The sequence below is a fragment of the Alloprevotella rava genome (genome assembly GCF_014195585.1).
Taxonomy (GTDB): Bacteria; Bacteroidota; Bacteroidia; order Bacteroidales; family Bacteroidaceae; genus Alloprevotella; species Alloprevotella rava.
This window is the reverse complement of record NZ_JACICA010000007.1, coordinates 96,200-120,606: the sequence shown is the minus strand read 5'-3', so window position 1 is coordinate 120,606 and position 24,407 is coordinate 96,200. Positions and strand designations below refer to the sequence as shown.

Sequence of the window (24,407 nt, the reverse complement as noted above, 5' to 3'; positions counted from 1 at the left end):
TTGGATAATTTTATAGGTTTCTTTCCGGGAAATAAATTATAAACATATCTTTGCAGGAAAGATACTCCCTAATGGATATTTGGAATAAGGAAAAGAGGTCAGAATGCATGTCAAGAATTCGGTCAAAGAATACAAAACCGGAATTGGCATTGCGCAAGGCTCTTTTTGCAAGAGGATTTCGGTATCGTGTAAACGATAAAAAACTACCAGGGAAGCCTGATATTGTTTTACCAAAATATAAAACGGTAATCTTTATACATGGCTGTTTTTGGCATGGACACGAGGATTGTAAATATGCCTACATTCCGAAAACAAATACAAGATTCTGGATTGATAAAATCACCTCAAATGCTGAAAGGGACAAGGTTAATGCCGAAAAACTTACGGCTTTGGGTTGGAATGTATTAACGGTTTGGGAGTGTGAAATAAGACATACTCACAAACAGAACCTTACGCCATTAATTGATAGAGTTGAGGCGGAAATACTCGTAAACATGACGAAGAAAATTTCTATGAAGTTTTATCAAGAACGCGCAAACAAAATCTAATTATTGCTGAAAAACTTGTTGAATATAAGGATTTAAAAGACTAATTCAAATAATCTTATCGCCAAATCTATTAGTTCCCAAGTACTTTTCAAAAACATAATCTATAGTTACATCTTTTTCAAAATGATGACGTAGCATTTTTACTCTTTCTTCATAGGGTATTCCTTCGATATCAGTCCATTTTCTAGGGAAACCTAATTCTTCTTCAATATCATCCAATGATTTCCCGCCTGCTGTGATGCTATATACAAAATATTCTACAGGATCAATGATGTAGCCAAAGGTTTTAAAGCAATCACTAATAAGCTCTAGTAATAAAACAAAATATTTTTTACAAGCAGTAATAACATCATCTTTGGGAATTAGACCATCAATTTTTTCGTCTAAAAAATAGTCAAAAAAATATTGTACTTGTATTTGATTCTCTTCATCACGAAATATTCTTCCACTACTTAGTGGATAATATCCAACTTTTTGAGATAGATTTCGGACTTCTACAAAATACTTGGCTAAATCATTTTGTTTTAATATGTTTTGGTGTTGTTCATACCAATTTTTGAAATCAGGAATGCCCTTCATTGCAGCTTGCAATGAAAAAGTTATACTTCGCGAGGCACTTGTAAAAGCACTTAAATAAAATCTTGCGCCTAAAAAAAATCTTGATTGCGTGTTGATTCCTCTAATTTTGATAAGAAAAAGTCTGTTTCTTTTATTTTGTCTTCTACTATTCCAAAACTTCTCATTACACTTCAATTTTCTGTAAACCCGTGTTTTTTTAATTTTTCTAAATTCAGGTAGAACGTATATCTTTTACGGTCATCCAATGTTTTTCGTCCTTGTAAAACATCATTCATCACTTTCCACTTCCAATCTTCCAAAATACGCTTACGTCTGTCCCAATCAACCATTTTTCGAATTAATTCCAAAGTAATTTCGGTTGAAGCTGTATTATCGTTTTTACCATGGATAGTCTCTGTAATTGATTCTTCTTGTACTGCTAATCTATCAGCTTCTTCTAATAACTCTATATTGTGCTGGCAAACTTTCTCAAAAACTGCCATTGCTCTACTCCGGTCAGAATCATTAAAATTTCTGTTATTCTTGACTTTGTATGCCGCGTCGTTTGCTGCTGTCTGTTGATTAATCGACAAAAAACCAGAATCACGTCCCCACTTTTCAATCTTTTTCCACAAGGCAAATGGAATTGAGCGAATAATACCCTCTTCGTGTTGAGCTGTCTTCTCTTTATTTTCATTATCAGCTACTGTATTTCGTTTTGGTGGATTGGTTTCGTCTATCAGTTCGGTTTTTATATCATTGGTATTGAAAGTCCAGGAATAATTTTTGACTTGTTCCCAACACTCCTCTTTTTTAGCCCATTCAATGTAGTGTGTTACGGGAGAATTATCCAAAATGAACTGATTTACTTGTTTCATCAAATCATAAATACAATCGGACAATGCTTGCGATATTTTCTGATTTTTCCATATTTTAAACAAGTCTAATTTATCGTTTGTTAAAATATTTAATAACGACAACGTATAAGGTACGACTACTTGTCGCAATTCACCAATGTTGTAATCGTTTAGCTTTGTTCCATAACGTTTTTCTGCAGTTTTAAACAAAATGCATTTTGCAATTGCATCTTCAAAATACACATTATTGATTTTCTTAATATTATCTGGAATATTGTTATTGATAAACCTTGCATAGTTTTTTTCGTTTCCTCGCACTACAATATTTGGACTAATTACTAATTTCCTGCCATCGTATATTTCTTGGTATGCATTTATATATTTTGCAAGTTCTACCTTGGAGAACATTTGATTTTTTGGGTATTTCAGGTCGAATGCTTTTTGGCGTGATTTGGTAAACCCTTCTCTGCTTCGCAAAGTTTTGTACTGTCCACGTGCACGTTCGAAAAACCAGCATGTCTGCATATTGCTATCACTTGTTATTGGCGACAATATGTGACGAGATAGTTTTTCAAAAGCAACCAAAGCGGGATTATTCGCCGAAAAGTCAGCATCATTAACTTTGTTTTGAGTGTTGGTATAACGAGAAATGCGAGACACAATTTCACTGTATTGGTCAGGTTTTTCAATAATTGAAAATTTTACCTGTACAAAAATGTTTGAAATATCCGCTTTATCTTTCTTTGCGGTGTTGTATATTGAGGCGGTTGTCTGTCCTCCGTTTACAATTTGTAGATTACTGATTTTTCGTATATAACGATTGGTTTTGTCAAGTTCCAGATGGTCGGCAGTAGCGGCAATACCATTGTTGAATGCGAGGAACATATGTGGTTCTGTTTTAATAGTATCACGTATGCCCTTGTTTATTTTACCTGTGAATTGCAGAAATGAGCGTACGTTTTGTTCTAACAACCGTGCCCCATATTTTTCATAAAGTTTTGCCAAACAAGTACCAGGGATGATTGCAATGTACGATTTATAATCGGGGTTATCAGTTGGAGCAGATAAACAGGGAATTTCAAATTTTTCACCTTCAAAATCCTCAAAATCAAGTTCGATTGGCACACGAGACTGTTCTGAAATTTTATACAGATAATTTGTATCAGTTACCCTGTAAAACATATTGTATCCGCAAATAGTTGCACTCTGCGGAAAATCGCCTTTGTATTCACCGTTAGTAAGGATTATAACATTTACCCGAACAAGATTGTCTTTTAGCTCTTGAAAATTAGCTAATGTATTGGCAAATTCAAAAATTGGCGACGATTCAGCAACTTCATTTGCATAGTCGTTGTAGATGGCTTTACGGAAAAAGTTTGTGATTCGCTTTGTGGCTGTCTCTATATCGGCTTTTGAAATGCTTTTTATTGCCTCGGAATTGTCAAAAATAGAGATAAATAAATCGACTGTTTCGTAATTGTCCGATATTGCGTAGGCATTTATTTTATGCTGATTGCGTGTGCCTAGTGCTTTTTCATCATAGGCAATGGCGGCATTTTCGGTTTCGCCTGCCTCTGCAAGCATTTCAACGGCAAGGCGTGTAAATGTCTGTTCTTGTGTATCGCCTTCTTCGCTACCTGCCTGCAACGAAACAATATCCGACAATAATGCCTGATAGAATTTATTTATTTCATTCATGATTGTCTAAGTATGTTGAATAGTTGATTTTCAGAAACTAAATACTCGTCACACATTGCAAGAATGATAGCGTATCTTACATCGCTTACACCACTGCGAAGTTCATTCTCTCTAATGCGAGGAAAATTATTTTCAACTTTGTAAAAATTCTCGCTGCGGATTTGGTAAAACTTGTCCTGATAAAACGGTTCATGTCTATCCAGATATCCGGCTTCAAACAGTTTGGCATTAAAAAGCGACAAAGCAGGTGTGTCATTTTCGAGAAACTTACGAATTTCGGAAATTTTTTGGCAAAGCGTTTGTCCATTACCATTTGAAATCTCGACTGAAAGATGAAATAAAAATAGATTGTCGAGCAAGGTTTCGTCTAACTGCCTTTCTCCGTTGATGGCTACTGTCTGCGGATTATTGGTTGAGGTAGTTTTGACTTCCACTGCCCAACTATTGTCCTGAAAATCGCGTAATGCCTTATCAACACCAACCCAAGTGTTAAGCACACTATTGGGTCTGTTATTGAATTGTGCTAAAAATTTTTGGCAAAAATGTAATTCACCGAAAAGTCCTTGTTGCTCATCAGATGTTAAACCTGTCGAACTATTTTTATCAAAAAGCATTTTCCATTTTTCCAGCTGATTGACAATAGTCCGACTTATTTTCTCTTCGGTATTCAGAGTAATAACCGACTGTATCAGGTTTTTACACAAAATAGCGAAAACATCTCGGTTGTTAGGGTGTAACAATTGGATTATCAATAGACGAGAATTTGGGAAAGTGGTATCGGCTAATAACATAACTTTCAATTCTCTCAAATTGACGAATGAAGAAATATCCATGTGTATATTGTTACTGAAAGTAAATGCTATGCCATAATACATTTCAGGGTACTGAAATGTAGCATAAACATAAAAAGGTATATCGCTTGAATATAGGCGTTTAACCAGTCCGGTATTCTTCTCTTCCTCCAACGTCTTCCACAATTTGGATATGTGATTACTATTCGTCATAAACATTATCGTTTTCGTTGTCAAATAAAATCTCTGTTTCTGCAAATTCTGCAACCTGATTTACTGCGTATGAAATTGCAATGTTGGTACTGCTGCTTGGAAACGATATTACAAAACCAATAAATGGATCGTCTGTTTTGCTGTACGAAATCGTGCCATTTTGTATATTTCCATGTTTATCCTTAACATTTGCACATTCAGGATTAAGCGGATAAATCAGCAAAAGCGGATTTGTACGCGGGCGGAATTCCTGTCGAACAATTTCGGGTGCAGGATAATCTTTGTCCCAAACTCTGTTTAGCTCTGCCTTTCGCTGCCGTGTCCGTTTCAATGCTGCGTTTATCAAATCTTCGTCCAAATCAATAAATTCATCGGTTTGATTTCCAACAATGTGATTTTTACGAATGTAGTAAGTGTTCCAATTTGTATCTTCGGCGCGGTTACGGTCAAAACAGCCTGCTTGTATGCTGTTTGAAAATGTGTACTGTACTGCAGGTTGATTTTTATTCATTACAACTACACTCCAAGAAGTTAATTCGCCATTTTTCACAAGTTCCTGAATGTAATTGCTAATCATATCCAGATCAACTTTCTTTAGACTGTCGGCAACTTTGAATTTTGAGAGATAATCACAAACATCATCGGGCGAAACATTACGCCACAAATAATTGTTGCCTTTCTTTTCCGGCATTCCTTGTGCTGAAATAAAATTGTCAGTTGCAATCAAATTTCTTTTCTTAATGCCTTTATCCATTGGTAGTTGATAGCTTTCTATCAATCTGCCCGCCCATGAAACGGAAATCTGTTTTGCATAGCGCATTTTTGAAACAGAGGTAATTTGCAGACTGCCAGGGTGGGTGCGGACTTTTAAAGCGTAATTTTCCGGTGTTCCTCCCGATTCAGCCAAATAGTTAAATTCGCCTCGCAACTCCTCACTTGCAATAGTTATGTGTCTGAACCATTCATTCAGCTCTTCGCTTGTGAATAAGCGACACAAATCAACATATCCGGGGCGATATCCAAACCAACGCCCCATTTGCATAAGTGTATCGTACATTTTTGAGGCACGCAAGAAGTAACTTACCGAGAGTCCTTCCAAGGTTAAACCTCGTGAAAGTTTATCCCCACCGATAGCGATTACTGAAATTCCGTTCTTATCGTTTTCGTAGTAAGTCAAACAATCGCCCGAAGTTCCGTTAATTGATTTTACTTCAATTTTCTGTACTGCCTTAAAAAGCATTGGTTTGATTTCTTCCCATGAGTGTACAGATAAATTTTTGTCAATATCACTAAATTTTGACTCTTTTATTTCGTTGGTTATAGTTTTGTATGATTTGTAATTTGCTGTGTCATCTTCCAAAATCTTACGAAATTCTTCATAAATAGCAGTGTCGCTCGCTTCAATCTCGTGTTTGTAATAATTGAAAAGATTTTCGACTAACTCTTTTATGTGGTTTTGCCACATTTGAAAACGAGAAATATGAATAAGCATTGAATTGTGTTTTATACCCTGCCCCCTGGCTATTCGGATAGCGCAAGTAACGATAAAACATTTTACTGCTATTCTCAGAGATTCAGGAATATCTTCGAATTTTGGTTTGTCATCATCTTTTTTGTGTCCTTGTGGCACAAAGGAATCATAATCTTTTATGGGATAGACTATTGGAAGCAAATCGCTGTTTATGTCATCTGGAATTATAGAAGTACCGAAAACCTTTTCGGGACCAATATAATTTGTTGGGGCAGGAATATTAATGATAAAGTCACGTGGAAACAAATCGTCCTCGTTCTGTGGAATAAAAATGTTGGCAAATGGCGTTGCTGTATAGCCAACATAAGCAGAACGATTGAATAGAGAAATTATGCTGCAAATATTTCTATTTATCGTTGTAGGGTCTAATTCTTTATGATTGGTATTGATAGAGGCATTGTCTGCTTCATCGTCAATAATAAGCAGAGATTTGTTTGTGATTTTTTCATTTATGGTCTGGGTTTGCAACCACTTGTACAAACGGTTTAAAACAGAAGCATTTTTCTTTACAACTAATAGAATTGGCTGTGGTGCATTGAAATTGAAGCCTGCCGTATTGGTTGCTCTGCTTGTGAAATCACCTTTTTCCAGACTTGTCGTATATGAATTGGCTATAGCATTATCAAAACCAGGAATAAGTCCAACTCCGATTTTTGTTGTATTATTCATTGTGTAGGCTCTTTCGTATTGCGTATCAAAGCCTAAAAAACCTTCGTCTATGCGGTTCTGTGTTTGGCTTCGCAGATTATTGTGAATACCTGCCAAAACGATGATAAGATTGAACCCTGCGTCAGCAGCTTTGCAAATAAGCCCTGTATAATTAGCCGTTTTACCTGATTGAACCTGTCCTACAACAAGTCCTTTTTTCGAGATTTGAATTTCATTGCGTTGAGGGTTAAAAAGTTTGTCCAAGACTCTGTCGGTCAGCTCATCCAATTGCAAAATTACACTTGGCGCAAACTTTTTATGCTTTTCCAAATATTCTGCATAGCGCATCCAAAACTCCCACTTTGACATCTTGTTTGCCCGAAAATCTTTCAACCAAGGCTCACGGCGTTCTCTGCCTTCCAAAATTTGGAATGCATCAATCTTAACGCTATACATTGAAAGTAAATCGTTTTTCAACTTTACAGCATTAACGTCTGGATAAATCATTTTTGCCTTAATGGCCGCTTCGTCTATCTCGCTGTCAGTAACACTTGCTTTTCTGCCAATTATACTCTGGCATATCTCTATCGCTACTTGGTAATTATCATTCATTTATAGTTGCTCGATTAAATCTTCGTAATTGTTAAACGGCTCTTGTATTTTCAACAGAGCTTTTGCTTGTGCAGGCGTTTTACCCTGGCCAATTTGATTATTGTACATTAAAGCAAGTACCTCTTTTATCAGATTTGTATTAACATCGGAAAATGGTGTTTTCTGTTTTTCTTCACCTTGTGCTTCGTTAATGTATATAGTTTTTGTAGGGATTGCTTCCTCTAGAAACTTCAACAGTTTTTCAATCGCTTGTTCTGGTTTTTCCTTTGCCAAATCTTTCAAATCCTGAATCATTAAATGTTCACGATTAACCACAAATGACCATTTATTATCTTTTTTCTTCTCCAGCCAAAGCGGTTGAAAATTTTGTCCAGCTCGCTGCTTCAAGATTTTACCTCTGTGTCGATAAACCTCTGAACCAATGGCACGTATGTTTTTTGCATAAGAGAACAACTGTTCACGACAAACTGCAGGCGGATATGCTTTTGATTTTTTAATGTCAATTTGCCATTCAGTATCAAGTTTATTTGGCAAATCAATTTGTATGCGGACTAACTTGTAATGTTCTTCTTTGCGGAATAGCCCCAGCCAATCGCCTGCCAAAAGTAAGCGTTTGCCGCGATAAACATAAAAACCTTGTTGTGCTGGATATCCGTTTATTCCCTCCGCTCTTTTGTATTCTTGCTCTGACGAGAAATTATTTTTGTGTGGCAAAACATATCCTTTCATTTTGGCCCCACCGTTAATATTCTCACTAGGTTGTTCTTGTGTTTTATTTTCGTTTGGGCAAAACGGATTCCAGGCTTCGATTTCATGTTCGCCCCAATATATTTTGATTGTTTTATCCTCGATAAAGCGATGGAAGGTCATCGCAATATGCTTTTTTACTTTATCCAAAGCATCAGAAAATCGGCGTTTCGCATTTTCGTCGGTTTCAATAGTATTTGTTGGCAAAACCCTATCTAAATCTGACCATACAACAAGTGTTCCAGACAATAAGCTATTTAGTTCTCCTTTAAGCTCTTCTGGCATCCATTGCAACAGTTCCCATTTATCACTTTGAGCAACATAATCCAAATCCCACGACCAAAAGGCGGAAGCATAATCTTTTCGTTTGCTTAGTACAGAAAGTTTGCGGCATTGAGAAAATGAAGCGGTCTTCAATCCTAATCCAAAACGACCCAAATCATTTTCAGAGCGGTCAGATAATGGGTTTTGCGCACCTGGTCGCATCGCTTGGATTATCTCATTACTATTCATACCATCTCCATCGTCTTTTATTGTAATAATAGACTGACCGCCTCTCCATATACGATTTATATAGATATTGCGAGCATTGGCAGAAATGGAATTATCGATAATATCCGCTATAGCAGTTTCAAGATTGTAACCGATTGCCCGAAATGTTTCTATCATTGAGGCGGCTTCAGGAATAGCTTGTGCTTTTCGTATTATATTGTAATTCATGATATTTCAGTATCCAATTATTAATATGCCTTTTAATGGCAAAATCAGTCTTCCCGAGGCATAAAGAGTATTGAAAAAAGATATTACTTTCTCGAAATCTTGATTTTTTCGATAAATATTCCTTACGGCTATAACCAAATAATCGACATCACTCATCACACAAGCTTGGAATAGATCTTTGAGAAATTGGTAGTTGGTTACAGCACGCCCTGCTTCAACCTCAATGACGATCTTTTTTTCTTTATGATATCCGTCTGCATCAAAAGATTGCTCCATTTTCCCATTTTTCCCAAATAAAACAGGAACTTGGATTTTGTCTTCTCGCTTTTTGCTTCTTTCGATTTCAAAGCCTAAGCTAATCAATCCATTCGATACTATTCCAAGAACAGTATTACTATCTAACTCGTTGTGAAGCGAGCAAATAGAAGAACTGTTTGTGTTAAATACACTCACAATATTTTGTAAATATTCTGGTATTTGATTGTTTTTTGGAAAATATTGAAATTGAATTGTATTCATAGAAGTAGCTGTTTTTTTATTTCTTCTGCAATTTTATGAGCCAAAACCACAGGAACAGCGTTACCTATTTGCTTAAATGCTGCACTTCTGCTACCTTCAAAAAAATAATCATCTGGAAAAGATTGTAGTCTGGCGGCTTCGCGAACGGTTATTGAACGAACATTTTCTATTGTTGGGGAAAGTGTCGGATAAATGTAATAATGTCCATCCATAGCAATATGGGCAACAACTGTATGGCAATACCCATAAGGGTCAACAACCTGAAAACGATTGAGAAATGTTTCCTTATTCTTGTGGTGTTGAAGGTGAGCAGGAATTTTCGAATAATCAATACGTTTCTTTTCGTTCAGCCACATGTCAACTGCCATTTTGTATATTTCGCGATCGTTTGCATTGTTTGGTCTGGCAATATGCTGTGTTGTAAAATCAAAATCACTACTGCGGATACTTGATTTTTTCAGATATTCCATTTTTGAAAGAGGCTTTGTGTACAGAATTGGTTTGCATAACTGACCCTCTCCATGCTTGCGTTCCGGTAAATCGGAAAATAAATCTTTTAGTACTTCGTAATTATTTTGTTCTATTTTCAGTTCAGGGTAATGAAATTTCGTGCCCTTTCTCCAGCCCACAATAATTACCCTTTGCCTATGTTGTAAAACACCATATTGTGAAGCTATTTGTATATGGTCTTCCATCATATACCCGGCTTTATCTACAAGTCGTTTCAAATCTTCAAAAGGTTGCCCTTTCTTGGCAGTTCGGATACCTAAAACATTTTCAAATACAAACATCTCAGGTTGATAATATTCAAGAAACTTTACATAATACTTATAGAGTTCATTGCGAGGGTCTTCTTCCGCGGCTTTGCCCATTCTTGACCTGCCTGCCACAGAATAAGCCTGACAAGGCGGCCCACCAATGATAATATCAACCTGCTTATCGCCTTTGAGTTTATCTACCTTTGCAAAAATATTTTCTATGGTACCTTCGCCGATAGTCTCGTGAATAACGCTGTCAGTTATTTCCTGCGGAACTTGCGCCCAAAGTTTGCTGCCATCGGTTTTTCCCTGTTTATTATAAAGATAATCTTTGTATTTTTGTAATTGATTGTTGGCTTTTAGCCAATGAAAAGCAGCACGGGTTTTCAGTGTGTCGCAGGCATACTTGTCCATTTCGATATGTGCTAAAGGGGTATAACCTGCCCGAATAAAACCTTCGGACAATCCTCCTGCACCTGCAAACAGATCTATAAATGTAAGCATTTTAATTGCTTTTTATTGGATAAAAAGGTATAAATCCCATGCAAAGATATTGAATTACGATTGTTTTACATAATATAATGACGAAATATTTATCATCAACCGATCCATATCCCTTGAAATCTTCTGATCTGTGATTTGGGCATAAATTTGTGTGCTGGAAATAGATGAATGCCCCATCATTCTGGCAATGCTTTCCATCGGAATACCTGCCTCCAAAGTCATTGTCCCGAAGCTGTGTCGGGCAACATGCCAAGTCAGCGGTTGCCGGATACCGCATGCCAAACCAACAGCTTTCAACCGGTTCTTCAACTTCCCAACACTTACATGATCAGGGAATATCACATAATCACTTTCATTGTCTCTATCCTTCATATAAAGCGCAAGAATCTGTTCCGCTATCGGATGCAGGGGAATAAGACTTTCCACCTCCGTCTTCAGTCTCGTTTTCCGGATATAACGTCTCCCTTCTCCGTTCATCTCGATGTGCGAGGCACGCAAACTTTGCATGTCGGCAAAAGCCAGACCTGTAAAGACCGAGAAAAGGAACATCCTCCGGCAGAGTTCCACCTCCTCATGCTGCACGGGGAATGCCAGCAGTCTGGCGATGTCGCTCTTCTGCAAAAAACGGGGACTGTGTTCCTCCGTTTCATACTTTGCTCCTTCAAACGGGTTGAAGCGAATCACCCACCTGCTGACAGCCTTGTACATTAGGCGGCTCAACCAGCAAAGATGCATGTTGATGGTAGCAGGGGCGTAACCCTCTTTTTTCAGGTGGAAACGATATTCGTCGAAAAAAGCGATGTTCAGAGTCGGTATCGGAATGTCTGTCTCCCTCTTACTCCTGATAAAGCGGCTCAATTCCCTGTCGCAGTAAAAATTATTCCGATATGTATTTGGGCTTTTGGATTTACCGATACATGCTTCAATCGATTGTAATTCTGTCCGGCTTGCTTCCAAAAGCATCGTCGGAACAGAGTTTGTTCTCTGCAAATGATTCTTCAGCAACTCGGCACTGACAACCCCGTCACGTCGAAGGGTCTCGACGTAAGCCTGCTCTATCTTTTCCTTGAACATCTGCAGCCGGAGATTCAGTTTCCGGTCGGATGTTTCGCTTTGCTTTACATTCCACTCTTCGGGAGTGCACTCCTCTCCGGTGCTCATGACTGTCGATGCTCCGTCGACGGTGATACGGCAAAGGATGGCCGTATGGCCGTCTTGTCTTACTTTACTGCGATTGATATAGAATAATATCTTGAATGTACTGCGCATGATATTTGATATTAAAGGATCAGTGTTAAATCTTCCGTAAAAGAGAGAAACCTGCCAAATTCATCGAAGAGTTTTTTCGGTGTTACCTGTGCATAACGCTCTGTCGTTTGGAGACTGCCGTGTCCCAGCATCCGGCTGACCGTTTCGATCGGAACTCCGTTCTCCAGCGTGACCAATGTGGCGAATGTATGCCTTCCGACATGTGCCGAGAGTGGGATCGTGATATCAGCTTTCAGTTGCAATGCTTTCAACTGCATAAGATAGACCGGATAAGGAACGGGATCGAACAGCGTTTCCCTCTCTCCCGAATGGTATTTCTCTATCAGAGTCATGGCTTCGGTCAGGAGTTTGATCCGGCAAAGAGACTCCGTTTTTTGTCTTCTGAACTTCAGCCAGAGGCCATTTTCACTATCCCGAAAGAGATGTTCCCTGCCAAGTCGTATCAAGTCACAATAAGCCGTACCGGTATAGCAGGAAAAGAGAAAGAGGTCTCGGGCTCTCTCCAATTCTATCTGATGCTCATCGAAAGAGAGTGTTTCAAGCTTTTCAAAGGAGGCTTTGTCTAACGCTCTCGGAGATTTGTTCTTGCCCTGGTCAATACGGACGCCCTCGAACAGAAGCGTGTCGGCTACCCCTTCGCGATAAGCCATTCGGCAAACCTTTTTGAGCTTGACGGAAAGACCGTGGAAATACCCCTGAGAAAAGCCCAGCTCTCCTTTGATATAATGCTCGAAAAGGGGAAGGAGTTCCTCCGTGATTTGACTGAAAGCCAGATCATCCAGATTGAATCGCTTCCGGATGAAAGCGGCAAAATGTTTCCGTGCCGTATGGTAGGCCATCAGGATTGAACGGGTCAGGTCTATGCCGACATGTGTTTTAAGTTCTTCTACCATACGGTCGTAGTACGCCAAAAAGGTTGTCCGGTTCTGCATGCAACCCTGAAAGGTTTCTTTAATATCAGTGGCAGTAAATACTTTGTCTCGTTCGACCAAGGTCTGATATGCCGACAGAATATCCGACAACAAGTTGTCCAGCTTGCCGTTGAGGATGACGGCTTCCCTGCTTTTTCCGTTCATACGGCTTTCACGGGCATTCCAGAGATCGGGTGGACAAGAGAGTTTGCAGCTGAACTGTGCCATCGTTCTGCCATAAGTGATCCGTCCCATGATGGGAGCTTTTCCCGTCTTATCCAAACCGCTCTTTTTCAGGTAGAGCAACACCTTGAATTTTTCTTTTTTCATACGCTTCGTTTTTAGGGGCAAAGTTACCCGTTACCGAAGCATTCTCTGCTATGCAAAACACTGTGCCAGAGCGAAACAGAACCATAAAACCCCAATTCGGTTTAAGAAACGCTCTTTCATGAGTTTGTTAAACCGCACACGCATCCTTTCGGCCTTGACCTAAAACCGAAGTATAATTGTTTCACGCAAATTATAGGTTAGAATAAAGTAAGCTGTTTTACACCCTGCTTTGCATCCCTCTCAAACTCCATATTGATGGAAGGTTTGGTGTCGTAGAAAGCATATGCAGCTATGCCAGCTAAAAGGTTAACGATGAAATTAGAGATACTTCTATGGCGTGTGTGAACTATCTGTGCAATGTTCTTCAACATATCATTGATAGTCTCTATGATACTTCTCTTGCGAAGCATGATTTTATCATGCACATCCATTAATCTGTTCTTCATATTAGTCCGTATTCCTGTTACGATGTGTACACCTCTATCAAAGAGTGAAGCAAAAAGTGATTGAGAAATATAACCTTTATCGGCATATAATTTTCCAAACAGATCCTTCGTCAAATCGTTGAATACTTTTGGGTTACGGTCGTCTACATTGGCTCGGGTTAGAGCAAAATTGAGTAGTTCGCCTCGTTCATTACACAAAAGATGAAGTTTGAATCCATAGTACCATCCCATCGTACTTTTCCCCTTCTAGGCATAACCTTTGAATACGCGATTACGGGATTGTCTCTTGTTGTCGCACACAGGAATACGTGTAGAATCGATAAAGGTTATCCCTGTGCATTCTCCCATTAATCCCAGTTTGAGAAAGAGCAAGAGAGGGATTGCAACACGAGGCATACGCTCAACGAAGCGTGTATAGGAGAGTAGATTGGGAAACTCTTTTTTTAGTTCTCGGCAAACATAGAAGAGATAGAAATGTTTGAAATTCCGAAATGTATTGCTGTGAAACAATATAAGAATTGTGATCATTTCAGCATCACTCATTCGTCCTTTTCTCTTGCGATGTTTTGGACTATTGGCAGAGGGATTTGAGAGAGAAAGAGAGGTTTTGTTCAATTCTAAATGATATTCTTTGCAGAAATCATCTGCAATACAATAGATTTCCGTAACTTTGCTGACAAGTTTCATGAGGATTGTTATTTTGTTATATGATTGATTTTCAACAGTAAATATACAAAAAACAATCCTCTTTTTAGGCTTTTATTAAAACTTTTTTTGAGGAAAAGAAGAACTGCTTATCCCGAATTGGGGTATAAACAAAAAGAATCTGGTTACCTTCTTTTGCCTTATCGTTACCTCCCGATGGAGAAGATAACGGTCTGGTAACGGAACTTCTGCACAAATCCACATTTTCTGCTCTTTTAACCGTAACGCAAATCATTGCATATTGACTTATTTCTCGCACATTACCAGATATTTACCATTCAATCACCTTCTCTTGCTTTTTCCTTGGATAGTTGTGCATGATAAAATCATGCTTCGCAAGAGAAGTATCATAGAGACTATCAATGATATGTTGAAGAACATTGCACAGATAGTTCACACACGTCATAGAAGTATATCTAATTTCATCGTTAACCTTTTGGCAGGTATAGCGGCATATACTTTCTACGACACAAAGCCTTCCATCAATATGGAGTTTGAGAGAGATGCAAAGCAGGGTGTAAAACAGCTCACGTTATTCTAACCTATAATTTTTGCGTGAAACAATTATACTTCGGTTTTAGGTCAAGGCCGAAAGGATGCGTGTGCGGTTTAAGAAACTCATGAAAGAGCGTTTCTTAAACCGAAATGGGATAATAAGAAGAAAAAAGAAAGAGCTATATAAAGGGCACCAAAGAGAAGGGAGAAAGGGAGATAACAAAAGAGTTGAAGAATAAACTTCAACTCTTTCGCGGTGCGTACGGGACTCGAACCCGTGACCTCCTGCGTGACAGGCAGGCATTCTAACCAGCTGAACTAACGCACCAAAATGTGGGCAAAGATGGATTCGAACCACCGAAGGCGTAAGCCAGCAGATTTACAGTCTGCCCCATTTGGCCACTCTGGTATTTGCCCATACATTTCATTTCTGATTTGCGAGTGCAAAGGTAGTAATCTTTCACAATACTACCAAATGAATATGCAATTTTTCTTCAATTATTTTTGCAATTGCCAATCGAAGTCTACCATCTTTATAGCTGTAATGGCAAACTCTTCGCCTTTATTCCCAAGCTTACCTCCTGCACGCTCTTCTGCTTGTTCTAGAGTATTGACCGTGATAAGACCATAGATTACAGGTATCTTACCATTGGTATTCTGATGTGCAAGTTCCTGCGTAACGCCTTGACATATATTATCAAAATGAGGGGTATCCCCTTTTATGACACAACCGATAGCAATAATTGCATCTACCCAACCATGTCGTGCTAACTCTGCACAGCCATGAATAAGTTCAAAGCTACCAGGAACGTGCATCACTTTGATTGCTTGCTCTTGCACTCCATTTTCCTTCAATGTTGAAAGTGCTCCTTCAAGTAATTTGAATGTAATATTGTTATTCCATTCTGCACAAACAATACCAAAGCGCATTTCTGAAGCATCAGGAATATTGTTATCACTCAATGTAAAAACAGATGAAGACATTTATTGTATAATATAAGAAGTTTATAACTGAAAATTGAGAATTGAAAGCTGAGCACTAAAGTGCCTAATTTTCAATTCTCAATTATTTGAGATATGGTTAAATACGAATTTATTTGCTTACTGCTTCAATAAAAGCATCAATAGCAGGAGCTGTAATAGTACCATTAGGAGCTTGTCCTGGTTGGCAATAGCGGCTATTAGGATACGTCTCCTTAACTTGCTGGAAAACCTCCTTAGCGTCAGCATTCTTCTTCTGAGCCATCAGCAATTCACCTGCTTGGATAAGATATTCAGGGCTCATAGCGGCATTAGCTGCACGATCTGCTGCTTTCTTGAAAGTCTCTACAGCTTTATCGAGTTGTCCATCATTTGCATAGCTATTAGCTAATGTTGCCAACGCAGCAGGAGTAATGGTATGGTCACCTTGTAGAGAATATGCCTCGAGATACTTAATTGCATTCTTAACATCTGCTTTCTGAGCAGCACCTGTTTCACCTTCTGCTTTACGAGCATAAGAGATACCTGCATAGAAATTAGCAAGATTGGAAGCATTCGTAAAGTGATTGCTTGCCAATTTGATATAGCCAGGGAATTTACCATCTCCCTTCAGCGCTTTGTCATAATCCTGCTGAGAGATATAAGCCATACCAAGGGTGAGCTGAGACTGTTGCTTTTCTTCAGCCGACTTCAGCCAGAAGTAGCCACCTACGCACGCTGCTACAACAACTGTCAGCACTACTACGCCAATAATCAGTTGCTTCTTGTACTTAATAACAAAGGCCTCAGACTGTGCCAAAGCATCGTTTACTTCCAATTGAGTTTTTTTATTTGTCATATTTTGCTTTTTTTATTTCATAAGAATGCACTGCAAATTTAGTCTTTTCCAATCGATTGAGAAAATAAAATCTGTTTTTTTTGCCTTGCATATTTTTTTCATTTAAGAATTGCCTAACTTTGCCTGTGCTTCCGGCAAAAGCAGCCCTTCACACGAGGTGAAGGCTAATATTTCTATCTCTGATTTCAAATGATTCTCAAACATTTCTCCATCATAAACTTCAAGAATTTATCATCCGTTGAGCTTGATTTTTCCCCGAAAGTAAACTGCTTTGTAGGGGCCAATGGTATGGGAAAGACGAATGTGCTAGATGCGATCTACTATTTGTCGTTCCTCAAGAGTAGTGTCTATACGCAGGACTCCTTAAATATAAAACACAACGAAAACTTCTTTATGATTCAGGGGGACTATGCTTCGGCAGATGGAAAAACAGAAACGGTGGCTTGCAGCATGAAAGCAGGAAGTCACAAACACGTAAAGAAGAATCAGAAAGAAATACGCAGATTTTCTGAGCATATTGGTTCTATCCCGCTCATCTTGATTTCTCCAGCCGATTCGCTGCTAGTGAGCGGTAGTAGCGAAGAGAGACGACGCTTTATGGATATGGCCATTTCGCAATACAATGCAGCCTATTTGGAGCGTATCATTCGCTATGAGAAGACACTAAAGCAAAGAAATGCAATTCTCAAACAAGCTCAAGACGAGATACGCAATATCCCCACAGACGTTATCGATGTTTTAGAGGAAATGATGTCCGAGGACGCACAAGCCATATATGAAGCGAGAGCTGATTTCAACCAGCAATTTCTACCCATCTTTCAAAACATTTACAACCAGCTGTGCAACACCGACAAAGAGCAGGTGAGCATCGAATATGCATCCCATCTCTCACGCGGCCCTCTCAAAACACAACTTGCTGATTGTAGAAGCAAAGAGGTTATCTTAGGATATTCACTTCATGGCACTCACAAGGACGATTTAATTCTGACACTAAATGGCTATCCAGTAAAGCGAGAGGGCTCACAAGGGCAAACTAAGACCTATTTTATTGCACTTAAATTGGCCCAGTTCATATTCTTAAGAGAACACCTACAAGCTACAAGCCTTAACAACACCACTACGCCTATCCTCCTCTTAGACGACATTTTCGACAAATTGGATTCTGGCCGAGTAGGCAAAATCATTGACTACGCCAACGGAAGTGCTTTAGGACAAATATTCATCACCGATACGAATCGAGAGCATTTGGACTTGATTCTTGAATCAGCCAATAGCGACTATAAGCTCTTCAATGTCAAGGACGGAGAGGTTTTTGAATAAGAACTTCAAGATAGTACCCCATGGAAAGAATCAAGGAAGAAAGCTTAGGCAGTATTGTGGCTCGTTTCCTCAAGGAAACAGGACTACAAACACAACTCAATCAATACAGACTAAAGCAGGCTTGGCCTATCATTACGGGCGAACTAGTTAAGAGTAAGACGCAGGATTTGTACATCAAGAATCAAACACTCTATGTCAAACTTAGATCCCCAGTTCTTCGATCCGAACTCTCACTACGAAAGCAGGAGTTAAAAACACAGTTAAACGCCTACGTACAAGCACAAGTCATCAGCGACATTGTCTTTGTATGAAAGAGACATCCCTCACTCTCCCAAAAACAAAAATAGCGAGTTGCAGTTAGATTTTATCCCTACTACAACTCGCTTTTTTCTAAATGCTGCTACGTCAACGCTTCAAGATAGCAGCAACTACAGAGGCAAGACTGACACCTAAAGTGCTAAAACCCATGATTTCTGCTAAGCTAGTAGCCTTACGACGACTCTTAGCTGGAACGATGATTTCGCATCCTGGGCTAATATCCTCCTTAGAACGCACACGAGTCACTGTTCCGTTCATATTCACAGCAAACACACGACGGCTCTTTGCACGCTGACCATAGCCACCTGCTTGGTTGATATAGTGGTTAAGACCAGCACCATTGGTATAAGCCACAGTATTGGGATACATCACTTCGCCGTTAATAGACACGGTATTGTTAAACTGCGGGATAATGAGTTTATCACCATCTTGCAGTACTACGTCCCATTGGCTACCTGGATTCTCCAAAGCCTTATCGAGATTGATACCCACCGTACGTGTATCGCCCAACTGCACCTTAGAAACGCTTGTTGAGTCCTCACTATTCACAGTTATAATCTTTAGCATAGTTTGCAGCTTGATTTTCTCTTCTGGTGTCAGCTGACGCTCCAAGCGCGCCCCCTTAGCATAGGCGTAGGCCGTCAAGCCTCCTGCATTCTTCACAAGGTCGCTCAAGCGAGAAGCCTTGCGCGACAAGGTGTACTTACCCCCAAAGGCTATTTCACCAGAAACCGCCACGTGCTGCTGTTCTACATAGCCAGGGCTTCTGCGAACATAAACCTCATCGAAAGGTTCCAGTTTGAAATTATTCTCACCGCTAATAACAAAGCCATCACGAAGAGAGAAACTATACGTCTTTGCAATGACATTCTCACTCGACAGAGCTTTATTGTCCCGAATACGGCGTGAAACGTCAATCTTCACTAGCGAAGCTGCATCTGTCAAACCGCCCGCTTGGAGGATAAAGTCTTCCAACGTCATATTATCGGAGAATTCATATTCACCGGGATAGACCACCTCACCCATTATAGTGAGCACTTGCTTCTCCTGCATATCTCGCTTTAAAGGCAGATAGAGCACATCGCCATTTCGCAGCGAGATATCGACCACATCGTGATTCATAACGCCTTTCACATCAACAGACACCACTTCGTGCGTTCTATCTTCTTTCAAACGACGCAAGATGGCGTGGTCAATAAAGGCGTCCTCACGCGCTCCTCCTGCTGCTTCCAATAGTTGTCGTACAGTAGTGATACTTCCATCCATCTGATACATACCTGGACGGAAAACAGCACCTTTCACTTCAACCATATTGGAATAGCGATCCAAAACGCTATCTACGCTCACCGAGTCTTCATCGGCCAACTGAAATTTGTTGCGTTCAAACTCATCAATAGAATACACGCTATACATGCCGCCGGCTTTGCGCACTAAGCGAACATTGGTGGTATAGGCATCGCCACGGAAACCGCCAGCATATTTAATGAGAGTGCCCACACTCTCATTGTGCTTCATCTCATAGAACATGGGGCGGCGCACCTTACCAGTGATATTCACCAAGGCCTCATAGGGGCCCACCACAATGACATCGCCCGACGCCAAGCGCACATTGCCAGTCATGCGTCCATTCAGGATATAGTCGTAGATGTCGCAAGTTGAAATCAAGCGACCCGAACGATAAATCTTGATATTTCTCAACGTACCAATTTCATTGGTTCCTCCGGCCATATAGAGAGCATTAAATACGGTAGCAAAAGCCGAAAGCGTAAATGTACCAGGATTTTTCACCTCCCCCATCACATTGACGGTGATCGTCTTCGTTTGCCCCACAGACAAGCGAACTTTACTACTTTGATAGCGACTCCCCAAAGTTCCACGAAGGCGGGCGTTAGCTTGTGCCACAGTCAGTCCGGCCACATTCACGGGGCCAAAGCCCTCCAAGTCGATGTAACCATCGGGAGAAACAGTTGCTTGAAAACTCTTCTGAGATGCGCCCCATACATCTACAAACACAGCATCGCCAGGCCCCAAGCGATAGTTGCTAGGTGTGGCAATATTCATATCGCTTTCAAATGTCAGGTTCTTATTATTGAAGATATTGCGACCAAATACTTGGCGACCTTTGAGCTTCTCGTTGTTGCCCATCAGCTCATCAAACATAGCCAGCGAATCGGGAAGAACAAAGTCAAGAGCCTCGCTCATCTGACGACGACGCAATTTCGCATTGTTGTCACTGAGGTTTTTCTCTCGCTTCACACGATTAAACGCTTCCGATTGATTATCAGAATCATAATCATCGCGACTTTTCCCATTATTCTTCCGCAAGCGCGTTTGCTGTTCTTGCGACAATCCCGAAATATTGCGTGCTCCAACAACATCACCTTTCTTTTGCTTTTCGTATGCTGCTCGAATCTTACGGATGCGATCCACTGTCACGCCACGCTCCACCAAGTGCGTCACAATCTGGGAGCGCGAAGCCCCCTTTGCATTCTCCGAAATAATGTACTCCATTATTTGGTTGTCGGTCATAGACGACTGCGCCCATACACCAACGGGGAGCATGAGCATACATATCAATATTATCGCTGCCTTTTTCATTTGACATTATTTTCTATTTAACAACATCAAGCTTCCCTCATTCGCTTCCATACTACAGCACTTTCCGTGGGGTATCGAGCCTAGCTTCTGCCAGCTTGCAATGTTGACACTTCCGCCTTTGGCAAGCCTCGTTGCAATATGTTAAACGATAGTGATTCGTTTATATTGTTTAGATAGAGCAAAGATAATAAAAAATATATAAACACAGCATCTTAACACAACTATTTTTAAGCAAAAAGCAGTTAAATACAGGACAAGTACAGATATTCTAAAAAAGTTTTTATCTTTGCAGCCACACACATCTGGGGCAGACTGGATTTGACAGCAGGTCGAGGTGAAGTGTAAGCATGCGGTGCGCCTGAAAGTGGGCACCTTAATATCGGCTTTCAAAAATTTAACTGGCGAAAACAACTACGCTCTCGCTGCCTAACCGAAGTATAGTAAGTTCGGGCTTTATCACGACACTAGGTGTTGTGACGAGACATCACTCCACAGCCGTTGTTCCGAGGCTCATGGGTTAAGTGGTGCAGACAATTCGGGAATCGTCTTGGGTAGCCTCGTACTCTCGATTAAACTTTAGAGGATAAGGTGCAGACTTAGTGGCTCTGGTCTTTATCTACACCCGAAAAGCTTAGGCAGAGATAAGCATGTAGAAAGCATTTTAGCTCCCTGTTTGGACGAGGGTTCAATCCCCTCCTGCTCCACCAACTCCAAAAAGAAGTTATACACTCCCGTATAACTTCTTTTTTCATCCCCTACACCCACACAAGCAAGTCCTACAGAGCGCCCCTCTTACAATAAAAAATCTTCATACCACTAATAAACAACAAAATACACAACAATAATAAAATAATCACTTTAATAAATACAATAAGGCTACAAACTGACAGAATAAGGATGCCAGCCGACAGAATAAGGATAAACTTAAACCAAACCACATAAACAATTCACAAGAAAGACACTTCACTCAACACTAGAAATGGAAAGTTTTTTCCTTCATTCCTCTCTCGCTTTTCTTTTCACAACTTCCGCGCTTTCGTCTGGAGAGGGTGTAGATATACCACATTTACCCCATACATAAAAACAAGGACATAATACAATGTATATCATTGAATTACCCCACATTTTTTTCTTTTTCCCCATCTATTTTCCTCCCCTCATGACGCGAAAGCGCGAAAGTAAACACACTTAACAAGCAAAAACAAACCAATACAACACTCTGAAAAACAACACAATACACCACTACACACAACACCCCACACACAAACAACAAGCAAAATCACTCCCCAAAAGACAAAAACAGCCTTCGGAAGCGCATTTTGCATAAAAATTCGGTACACTTTTCTCTAAATTTGGGTACAAATCGCGAAAAATTTTTCCACGATTTTGCAGAAAACTTAGATCCAAATGTCCGCTTTTTGAACAAAAGTGCCGTTTTTTGTCCAAATTTTCAAAAATCAAGCCACTGATAACAATTCATTTTTACACCTTTCAATAGAAAAAACATCTATAAAAACGCACACTAAATAATCCATAAAAATCTGTTTCTTTTCCGTTTTTTATTCGTACCTTTGGACACAAATAAGAAGTAGAAGACATGTTCAGCTTAAGAAAAAGAAATTGGTTTGTGCCCAAAGGTCAGCAGATGACTGACTTCGACAAGCGTATCCTTGAGTTGCAAAACCAAGGACACATTGTTCCTCCCCGTCGTTTAGTTCTTACCGAAGAACAAATTGCAGGCATTCGCCGTTCAAGTGTAATCAACACAGGCGTTCTTGATGCTGTGGCAGAGAAGATATGCGCCGGCATGAGCACAGAAGAAATCGACCGCATCGTATACGAATACACCACCGCACACGGGGCCATACCCGCAGACCTCAACTACGAAGGCTACCCCAAAAGCGTATGTACGAGCATCAACGAAGTGGTATGTCACGGCATTCCCTCAGAAGACGATATCCTCGAAGAGGGTGACATTGTCAATGTAGATGTTTCAACCATCAAAGACGGCTACTTCAGCGACGCCAGCAGAATGTTTATCATTGGCAAAACCACGCCAGAGAAAGAACGTCTGGTTAGAGTGACCAAAGAGTGTCTCGACATAGGCGCAGCAGCAGCAAAGCCATGGGGCTTCATTGGCGATGTAGGTAAAGCCATTGACAAACACGCCCACAGCAACGGATATAGCGTTGTAGAGGAGTTCTGCGGCCACGGCGTAGGACTTGTTTTCCACGACGAACCAGAAGTGAATCACTACGACACCCATCAAGACGGCATGCTCCTCGTGCCAGGTATGGTTTTCACTATAGAACCAATGATCAATATGGGAGGGCGAGAAGTATTCATCGATTCCGATGACAACTGGACCGTCGTGACAGAAGACGAGCTGCCCAGCGCACAATGGGAACACACCTTCCTGATGACAGAAGACGGAGTTGAAATCTTGACTTACTAGAACAATGAACGATATATATATATTAGGAATAGAAAGCAGCTGTGACGACACGAGTGCTGCCGTTATCAGAAACGGCTATCTACTTAGTAATATCACAGCCTCGCAAGCCGTTCATAAGGCCTACGGAGGCGTAGTACCCGAACTTGCCTCACGCGCACACCAGCAGAATATAGTGCCCGTAGTGGACCAAGCACTTAAGCAAGCGGGCATAACAAAAGAACAGCTATCGGCCATCACCGTAACCCTAGGCCCAGGCCTCATGGGTTCACTCCACGTTGGCGTGAGCTTCGCCAAAGGCCTTGCTACCTCCCTAGGCATCCCCCTCATCGAAGCCAATCACCTGCAAGGACACATCTTGGCACATTTCATATTGACAGAAGGAGAAGAATTGCGCGTTCCGCCCTTCCCCTACCTCTGCCTTATGGTGAGTGGTGGCAACTCCCAGATAGTGAAGGTGAACGCTTACAACGACATGGAAATGCTCGGACAGACCATCGACGATGCCGCAGGCGAAGCCATGGACAAATGTTCGAAAGTGATGGGCTTTGGCTATCCAGGCGGCCCAATCATTGACAAGCTGGCACGCCAAGGCAACCCCAACGCCTACACCTTTGCCAAACCTCACATAGCAGGCCTCGACTATAGCTTTAGCGGTCTGAAAACCTCCTTCCTCTATTTCCTACGCGACGAAACAAAGAAAGACCCCAACTTTGTGGAACACCACAAAGAAGACCTTGCAGCTTCGCTAGAGAAAACCATAATAGACATCCTCATGAAGAAGCTCACACAAGCCGTTAAAGAAACTGGCATCACAGAAGTAGCCCTCAGCGGAGGCGTTAGTGCCAACACAGCACTACGCGAAGCCTTTAAGACCAGACAAGACAACAAGCAATGGAGCATCTATATCCCTAAGTTTGGCTACACCACCGACAACGCAGCCATGATAGCCATCACAGGCTATTACAAATACTTAGACAGGGATTTCTGTCCTATCGACAAACCAGCCTACTCACGTACAACACTATAAAAACTTACAA

The 24,407-nt window shown here is 40.5% G+C and carries 17 protein-coding genes, 2 tRNA genes, 1 other RNA gene and 2 pseudogenes; 7 read left to right on the top strand and 15 right to left on the bottom strand.

The annotated features are described in order from the left end of the window. Window positions 1-107 precede the first annotated feature (107 nt). A complete protein-coding gene (locus tag FHS60_RS07255; RefSeq protein ID WP_244957464.1) occupies window positions 108-548 on the top strand; it encodes a very short patch repair endonuclease in 441 nt (146 codons plus the stop codon). Window positions 549-593: 45 nt separating this feature from the next. Here the strand turns inward: FHS60_RS07255 and FHS60_RS07250 are convergent, their stop codons facing one another. The 10 genes and pseudogenes from FHS60_RS07250 to FHS60_RS07205 form a co-directional block, all read right to left on the bottom strand. Then, complete coding sequence (locus FHS60_RS07250; RefSeq protein WP_183697042.1) at window positions 594-1,301, bottom strand: hypothetical protein; 708 nt, start codon at window positions 1,299-1,301, stop codon at window positions 594-596. Next, entirely contained in the window at window positions 1,298-3,661 is a 2,364-nt protein-coding gene (locus tag FHS60_RS07245) for an AIPR family protein (RefSeq protein ID WP_183697039.1), read from the bottom strand. Before FHS60_RS07245 ends, FHS60_RS07250 begins: the two co-directional genes overlap by 4 nt. Then, on the bottom strand, window positions 3,658-4,665 hold the full coding sequence (locus FHS60_RS07240) for a PD-(D/E)XK motif protein (RefSeq protein WP_183697036.1): 1,008 nt from the start codon (window positions 4,663-4,665) through the stop codon (window positions 3,658-3,660). Before FHS60_RS07240 ends, FHS60_RS07245 begins: the two co-directional genes overlap by 4 nt. Continuing rightward, the gene (locus FHS60_RS07235) at window positions 4,655-7,456 is read right to left on the bottom strand and encodes a Z1 domain-containing protein (RefSeq protein ID WP_183697033.1); all 2,802 of its coding nucleotides are present in this window, start codon (window positions 7,454-7,456) and stop codon (window positions 4,655-4,657) included. Before FHS60_RS07235 ends, FHS60_RS07240 begins: the two co-directional genes overlap by 11 nt. Beyond that, on the bottom strand, window positions 7,457-8,923 hold the full coding sequence (locus tag FHS60_RS07230; RefSeq protein ID WP_183697030.1) for an ATP-binding protein: 1,467 nt from the start codon (window positions 8,921-8,923) through the stop codon (window positions 7,457-7,459). It lies immediately after the preceding gene. 6 nt (window positions 8,924-8,929) lie between these two features. Further along, complete coding sequence (locus FHS60_RS07225; RefSeq protein ID WP_036851504.1) at window positions 8,930-9,442, bottom strand: hypothetical protein; 513 nt, start codon at window positions 9,440-9,442, stop codon at window positions 8,930-8,932. Next, window positions 9,439-10,704 carry a DNA cytosine methyltransferase gene (locus tag FHS60_RS07220; protein ID WP_183697028.1) on the bottom strand — a complete coding sequence of 422 codons (1,266 nt, stop codon included), beginning with the start codon at window positions 10,702-10,704 and terminating at the stop codon, window positions 9,439-9,441. Before FHS60_RS07220 ends, FHS60_RS07225 begins: the two co-directional genes overlap by 4 nt. A gap of 54 nt (window positions 10,705-10,758) precedes the next feature. Further along, window positions 10,759-11,973 (bottom strand): site-specific integrase, encoded by a 1,215-nt coding sequence (locus FHS60_RS07215; RefSeq protein WP_183697025.1) that lies wholly within the window; start codon window positions 11,971-11,973, stop codon window positions 10,759-10,761. 11 nt (window positions 11,974-11,984) lie between these two features. Next, window positions 11,985-13,214 (bottom strand): site-specific integrase, encoded by a 1,230-nt coding sequence (locus FHS60_RS07210; RefSeq protein WP_183697022.1) that lies wholly within the window; start codon window positions 13,212-13,214, stop codon window positions 11,985-11,987. A 197-nt stretch (window positions 13,215-13,411) separates the two neighbouring features. Continuing rightward, a pseudogene (locus tag FHS60_RS07205) lies at window positions 13,412-14,347 on the bottom strand (IS982 family transposase). 334 nt (window positions 14,348-14,681) lie between these two features. Here FHS60_RS07205 and FHS60_RS07200 point away from each other — a divergent pair. Continuing rightward, window positions 14,682-14,906, top strand: a pseudogene (locus tag FHS60_RS07200) (transposase); the annotation flags it as partial. A gap of 208 nt (window positions 14,907-15,114) precedes the next feature. Here FHS60_RS07200 and FHS60_RS07195 read toward each other — a convergent pair. From FHS60_RS07195 to FHS60_RS07180, 4 genes are all read right to left on the bottom strand, one after another. Continuing rightward, window positions 15,115-15,188, bottom strand: a tRNA-Asp gene (locus FHS60_RS07195). A gap of 6 nt (window positions 15,189-15,194) precedes the next feature. After that, window positions 15,195-15,277: transfer RNA gene (locus tag FHS60_RS07190), tRNA-Tyr, on the bottom strand. A gap of 81 nt (window positions 15,278-15,358) precedes the next feature. Beyond that, entirely contained in the window at window positions 15,359-15,844 is a 486-nt protein-coding gene (ribH, locus tag FHS60_RS07185) for a 6,7-dimethyl-8-ribityllumazine synthase (protein ID WP_009346698.1), read from the bottom strand. A 109-nt stretch (window positions 15,845-15,953) separates the two neighbouring features. Next, a complete protein-coding gene (locus FHS60_RS07180; RefSeq protein ID WP_183697019.1) occupies window positions 15,954-16,679 on the bottom strand; it encodes a tetratricopeptide repeat protein in 726 nt (241 codons plus the stop codon). Window positions 16,680-16,868: 189 nt separating this feature from the next. Between FHS60_RS07180 and recF the strand changes: the two genes are divergently transcribed. Together recF and FHS60_RS07170 are read left to right on the top strand one after the other, a co-directional pair. Then, window positions 16,869-17,999, top strand: a complete 1,131-nt coding sequence (recF, locus tag FHS60_RS07175) for a DNA replication/repair protein RecF (RefSeq protein ID WP_183697015.1) — start codon at window positions 16,869-16,871, stop codon at window positions 17,997-17,999. 20 nt (window positions 18,000-18,019) lie between these two features. After that, the gene (locus tag FHS60_RS07170; RefSeq protein ID WP_183697012.1) at window positions 18,020-18,310 is read left to right on the top strand and encodes a DciA family protein; all 291 of its coding nucleotides are present in this window, start codon (window positions 18,020-18,022) and stop codon (window positions 18,308-18,310) included. Between the two features lie 94 nt (window positions 18,311-18,404). Here FHS60_RS07170 and FHS60_RS07165 read toward each other — a convergent pair whose 3' ends face one another. Further along, entirely contained in the window at window positions 18,405-20,915 is a 2,511-nt protein-coding gene (locus tag FHS60_RS07165) for an SLBB domain-containing protein (RefSeq protein WP_183697010.1), read from the bottom strand. A gap of 304 nt (window positions 20,916-21,219) precedes the next feature. On the opposite strand from FHS60_RS07165, the gene ssrA reads away from it, so the two are divergent. From ssrA to tsaD, 3 genes are all read left to right on the top strand, one after another. Next, window positions 21,220-21,622, top strand: a transfer-messenger RNA (tmRNA) gene (gene ssrA, locus FHS60_RS07160). A gap of 890 nt (window positions 21,623-22,512) precedes the next feature. After that, complete coding sequence (gene map / locus FHS60_RS07155) at window positions 22,513-23,370, top strand: type I methionyl aminopeptidase (RefSeq protein WP_183697008.1); 858 nt, start codon at window positions 22,513-22,515, stop codon at window positions 23,368-23,370. Between the two features lie 4 nt (window positions 23,371-23,374). Further along, the gene (gene tsaD, locus FHS60_RS07150) at window positions 23,375-24,397 is read left to right on the top strand and encodes a tRNA (adenosine(37)-N6)-threonylcarbamoyltransferase complex transferase subunit TsaD (RefSeq protein ID WP_183697005.1); all 1,023 of its coding nucleotides are present in this window, start codon (window positions 23,375-23,377) and stop codon (window positions 24,395-24,397) included. The last annotated feature ends 10 nt before the right edge of the window (window positions 24,398-24,407 follow it).

Excerpts from the sequence above, each read along its gene's own strand:
- FHS60_RS07225 (WP_036851504.1), bottom strand. The coding sequence starts at position 9,442 with ATGAATACAATTCAATTTCAATATTTTCCAAAAAACAATCAAATACCA.
- ribH (WP_009346698.1), bottom strand. The coding sequence starts at position 15,844 with ATGTCTTCATCTGTTTTTACATTGAGTGATAACAATATTCCTGATGCT.
- map (WP_183697008.1), top strand. The coding sequence starts at position 22,513 with ATGTTCAGCTTAAGAAAAAGAAATTGGTTTGTGCCCAAAGGTCAGCAG.
- FHS60_RS07170 (WP_183697012.1), top strand. The coding sequence starts at position 18,020 with ATGGAAAGAATCAAGGAAGAAAGCTTAGGCAGTATTGTGGCTCGTTTC.
- FHS60_RS07235 (WP_183697033.1), bottom strand. The coding sequence starts at position 7,456 with ATGAATGATAATTACCAAGTAGCGATAGAGATATGCCAGAGTATAATT.
- FHS60_RS07215 (WP_183697025.1), bottom strand. The coding sequence starts at position 11,973 with ATGCGCAGTACATTCAAGATATTATTCTATATCAATCGCAGTAAAGTA.
- tsaD (WP_183697005.1), top strand. The coding sequence starts at position 23,375 with ATGAACGATATATATATATTAGGAATAGAAAGCAGCTGTGACGACACG.
- FHS60_RS07245 (WP_183697039.1), bottom strand. The coding sequence starts at position 3,661 with ATGAATGAAATAAATAAATTCTATCAGGCATTATTGTCGGATATTGTT.
- FHS60_RS07180 (WP_183697019.1), bottom strand. The coding sequence starts at position 16,679 with ATGACAAATAAAAAAACTCAATTGGAAGTAAACGATGCTTTGGCACAG.
- recF (WP_183697015.1), top strand. The coding sequence starts at position 16,869 with ATGATTCTCAAACATTTCTCCATCATAAACTTCAAGAATTTATCATCC.
- FHS60_RS07210 (WP_183697022.1), bottom strand. The coding sequence starts at position 13,214 with ATGAAAAAAGAAAAATTCAAGGTGTTGCTCTACCTGAAAAAGAGCGGT.
- FHS60_RS07255 (WP_244957464.1), top strand. The coding sequence starts at position 108 with ATGTCAAGAATTCGGTCAAAGAATACAAAACCGGAATTGGCATTGCGC.
- FHS60_RS07165 (WP_183697010.1), bottom strand. The coding sequence starts at position 20,915 with ATGAAAAAGGCAGCGATAATATTGATATGTATGCTCATGCTCCCCGTT.
- FHS60_RS07220 (WP_183697028.1), bottom strand. The coding sequence starts at position 10,704 with ATGCTTACATTTATAGATCTGTTTGCAGGTGCAGGAGGATTGTCCGAA.
- FHS60_RS07230 (WP_183697030.1), bottom strand. The coding sequence starts at position 8,923 with ATGAATTACAATATAATACGAAAAGCACAAGCTATTCCTGAAGCCGCC.
- FHS60_RS07240 (WP_183697036.1), bottom strand. The coding sequence starts at position 4,665 with ATGACGAATAGTAATCACATATCCAAATTGTGGAAGACGTTGGAGGAA.